At 53.0% G+C, this 4,361-nt stretch carries 3 protein-coding genes; 1 reads left to right on the top strand and 2 read right to left on the bottom strand.

The annotated features are described in order from the left end of the window. A partial coding sequence (locus ABYV26_RS21775; protein WP_372683463.1) for a PQQ-dependent sugar dehydrogenase occupies positions 1 to 1,066 on the top strand: 1,066 nt, incomplete at its 5' end. Between the two features lie 563 nt (positions 1,067 to 1,629). On the opposite strand, the gene gdhA is transcribed toward ABYV26_RS21775, so the two are convergent. Together gdhA and ABYV26_RS21785 are read right to left on the bottom strand one after the other, a co-directional pair. Continuing rightward, positions 1,630 to 2,979 carry an NADP-specific glutamate dehydrogenase gene (gene gdhA / locus ABYV26_RS21780; RefSeq protein WP_372683464.1) on the bottom strand — a complete coding sequence of 450 codons (1,350 nt, stop codon included), beginning with the start codon at positions 2,977 to 2,979 and terminating at the stop codon, positions 1,630 to 1,632. A 61-nt stretch (positions 2,980 to 3,040) separates the two neighbouring features. Beyond that, the coding region (locus tag ABYV26_RS21785) for a glutamate synthase-related protein (protein ID WP_372683465.1) at positions 3,041 to 4,361 on the bottom strand (1,321 nt) is incomplete at its 5' end.

A 4,361-nucleotide genomic window follows, 5' to 3' on the forward strand; every position in this document is an offset into this window, starting at 1 on the left:
CAGGGACTTCACCATTAAAGGCACGAATGGCACCGAACTTAAGGCGGTGCGGATCGCTACTTTCGATGAACCCTGGGCCATGACTTTTCTGCCCGATGGCACTCTTTTGGTGACCGAGAAGAAAGGGGTGCTGTGGCATGTTACCAAGGACGGGTCGAAAACAGAAGTGCAGGGCTTGTGGAAAGTCGCTTATGGCGGTCAGGGCGGCCTGGGCGATGTGGTGCTGCATCCTGATTTTGAACGCAATTCCTGGGTCTATTTGTCCTATGCCGAACGCGCGGATGATAACGCCACAATTGGTGCGGTGGTGGTCCGCGCCAGGTTCGATCCAAAAAACAGCCCGCTCAAGCTCACGTCAGTAGAAAAACTGTGGGTTCAGGAGCCAAAAGTTACTGGAAGAGGACATTACAGCCATCGCATCGCGTTCGGCCCCGATGGAAAAATGTTCATCACATCCGGAGACCGCCAGAAACTGACTCCGGCCCAAAAATTTGACGGCCATCTTGGCAAGGTGCTGCGCCTAAACGACGACGGAACGGTTCCCAATGAAAATCCTTGGCAGGATCGTGGTGAGATTGCCAAGCAATTCTGGACCATCGGTCACCGCAACATGCTGGGCATCGATTTTGATGCCGACGGGCGTTTGTGGGTCCATGAGATGGGTCCGCGCCACGGCGATGAGTTGAATCTGATCATTGCTGGTATAAATTATTGCTGGCCGATCGTGTCGAATGGTGACCACTACTCGGGAGTGCCGATCCCCGATCATGACACTCGTCCTGAATTCGAACCCCCGCGGACGTATTGGGTTCCCTCCATTGCACCGTCCGGTTTTGTTATTTATGACAGTGACCTGTTTGCCGCTTGGAAAGGCAATGCGCTTATCGGTGGACTTATATCAAAAGCCCTCATTCTTGTTGATTTGAAAGGGAACATTGCCGAAGAAGCCGAACGCTTTAGATGGGGTAAACGTATACGCGAGGTCGAACAGGGACCCGAAGGGGCGTTGTACGTGCTCGAAGACAAATCCGGTGGTCGTCTTCTAAAATTGACACCCAGCCGATAAAAACCATTAGGACGAGCCGGGGCAAGAGCTTCGTAATCAGACTAAAGCTGAGATTGGGTCGATGTAAATTTACCGAAAAAACCCCATCCTGGTGTTGGGCTAGCTCCAGCGATGTTTTATATATCAACACCATTGGAAATGCTTTGATATCAAATGATCAAGCGATGTCTGGCTCGTTTTTCAATGTTGAAACTTAAAGCATCGGTCAGGACATCTCAAGGCATATGGTCGATTTGAGATCGCCAGATGCACAAAGCGGACGCGACTGAAACCGTTCGAATAAAGCCCTATTGTTTATTTCACCAGAAAGAAAAACCCCTTGCCGAATACGGCAGGGGGCGGTTGCTAATGCTATATTGTGTTGAGCTTGCGTGCAACCGAGTGGTTTCCCCGGCAACCAAATTTTTCAGGAGTTGAGTGTTTTCCGGGCGCCGGCCAGGAGCTGCTGCAGTCCGGCAGTTAGAGACAACGACTGAGCCGATGAATTCCCGAATTCTGGTTTTACTTGTATCGTTTACCGTGATCCCCGCCCTCCAATCGAAATTTCGCTTTTGCCGGCCGCCTTATACAAGCCCCTGATCGAGCATCGCATTGACCACCTTAACAAAACCGGCAATGTTAGCACCCATGAAATAGTTGCCCGGTGCGTTATATTCCGCAGCTGCGTCCAGGCAGGTCTGGTGGATGCTTCGCATGATAATTTTTAGACGTTTATCCACCTCTTCCCGGGGCCAGTTGATCCGCATGCTGTTCTGGGCCATCTCGAGACCTGAAACGGCAACGCCGCCGGCGTTGGCCGCTTTTCCCGGTGCATACAGGATTTTCTTGTCCTGGAAGATGTCGATGGCGCCGGGCGTGCATGGCATGTTGGCGCCTTCGCATACCAGTGTCACCCCGTTGCGGACCAGGTTTTCGGCATCTTTTTCATTGATTTCATTCTGGGTGGCGCTGGGGAACGCGCAGTCGGCGGCATGGTCCCACAATGGATTATGATCGCGGGTGGAATCTGCTTCGGTATAGATCGCTGCCGAGTATTTATCGGTGTATTCCATGATCCGCGCTCTTCTCAGGTTCTTGAGGCGTTTGACATAGTCCAGTTTGTCCCGGTCGATGCCCTCCTCATCGAATATGTAGCCGGAAGAATCCGAAAGGGTGACCACCGTGCCACCCATGTCGATGATTTTTTCAACCGTGTGCTGGGCAACGTTTCCCGAGCCTGAAACCAGACATTTTTTACCCGCGAGGGAATCATTGCGCGTGGCCAGCATTTCGTTTGCAAAATAGACAACACCGTAACCGGTCGCTTCCGGCCTGACCAGGCTTCCGCCCCACCCCAGACCCTTGCCGGTGAGGACGCTGGTAAACTCGTTGCGCAGCTTTTTGTACATCCCGAAAAGATAACCGATTTCCCTGGCGCCGACCCCGATATCACCCGACGGCACGTCCGTGTTGGGTCCGATGTGGCGGAACAACTCGGCCATGAATCCTTGGCAAAAGCGCATCACTTCATCGTCCGACTTGCCTTTTGGATCGAAATCGGAACCACCTTTCCCTCCCCCCATGGACAAGGTCGTCAGCGCGTTGTTGAATACTTGTTCGAAGGCAAGAAACTTGAGAATGCTCAAATTGACAGAGGCGTGGAAGCGAAGTCCGCCCATATAGGGTCCGATGGCGCTGTTCATTTCGACTCTGAATCCCCGATTGACATGTGCCTTTCCCTGATCGTCCATCCAGGGCACCCGAAACATGATCACGCGTTCGGGTTCGGTGATCCTGTCGAGTATCCCACTATACCGGTATTCAGGGTTCTGATCCAGAACCGGCTTTACCGATTTAAAGATCTCTGTCACCGCCTGCTGATACTCATTTTCAGCAGGGTCTCTGGCTTTAATCGTCTTGAGAATGTCTGACATAAATCCCTCCATATTAAATGTTGATTGGTTGCAATGCATGCAATATTGTCGATCCGGACAATCAGGCATCGATTATCTGAAGGGCCTCTTCGCGGTACGCATCCATGACGTAGGAAATTCCCGTTACCTTCGCGCACTCTTCGGTCAACGAGAAGATGTCTTTCCTGGAAATGTACTTGACATTCCAGTTTCTGGAACCGGCCATGATTTGCTGAAGGCCGACTTTTATTTTGTCCACCGCGCTGAATATCCCGATTGCCCCAAGGGGGAGTTTGGCGGCTTCGGTCCCGTATTTTTCCTTGATCACTTCATAATTCATGAAGATCTCTTCTTTGGTTGAGCCGAACGCAGATACCGTTGACGGGAGTCCTCCCTGTTCGCCCCTTAACCATTTTTCGGTGTTTTTTCCGACCATCCCCGGTATCATCAGGGCTCTGCCCATACAAACGGCTTTGCAATAGGGAGCACCCAGTGCCAGTGCTTTGAACACGTGATCTTCTGAAGAGAACCCGCCGGCAAAGGCGATATCCGGTACCGGTTTTCCTTGTTTGGCCAGGCGGTCGCACAGCTCAAAGGCCATGGAATGCAGGTAGATGGCTGGCACTCCCCATTCGCACATCATCCTCCAGGGACTCATGCCCGTGCCGCCCGGTGCGCCGTCAATGGTGAGCAGATCGATTTTAGCATCGCTGGACCAGCGGATAGCCATTGCCAATTCCCGCATGGGATAGGCCCCGGTTTTTAAGGTGACCCGTTTGGCGCCCAACGCCCGCAGGCGTTCTACTTCACGCATGAACCCTTCCTGGTCGATGAACCCCAGCCGTGAGTGACGTTCGAACTGCTTCAGGGGGCCGGCCTTGAAGGCCGCCTGGAAAGCAGGAATTTCCGGGTCCGGGGTGACAATATAGCCGCGTTTTTTCAGTTCGAGGGCCCGTTTCAGGGAGTTCACCTTGATTTCACCGCCGATGCACTTGGCCCCTTGGCCCCATTTCAATTCAATGGTTTCGACCCCCAGCTTTTCAATAACATACTCTGCCACACCGATGCGGGTGTCCTCCACGTTCATCTGGACCAGGATGTCGCCGTAACCTTCATGATACCGACGGTACTCGTTGATCCGGCGGTCCATTTCCGGCGATTTGACCACTTTGCCATCCGCGTTAAATTCAAGGCCGGGATCGATGCCGCAGACGTTCTCACCGCACACCAGGGTAATGCCACTGATGGCGGCCCCAATGGCGAAATGCTCCCAGTTTTTGCGGGCGATATCCGTACTGCCAAGGGCTCCCGTGAAGATCGGCACCCTCATTTTTACTTGACTGTCCACCCCAAAGGCAGTTTCAGTGTCCACGCTGGGAAAGGTCGCCATGTCCGGGTTGGCC

The organism is Desulfosarcina sp. (assembly GCF_041551955.1).
In the GTDB taxonomy this organism is placed as follows: Bacteria; Desulfobacterota; Desulfobacteria; order Desulfobacterales; family Desulfosarcinaceae; genus Desulfosarcina.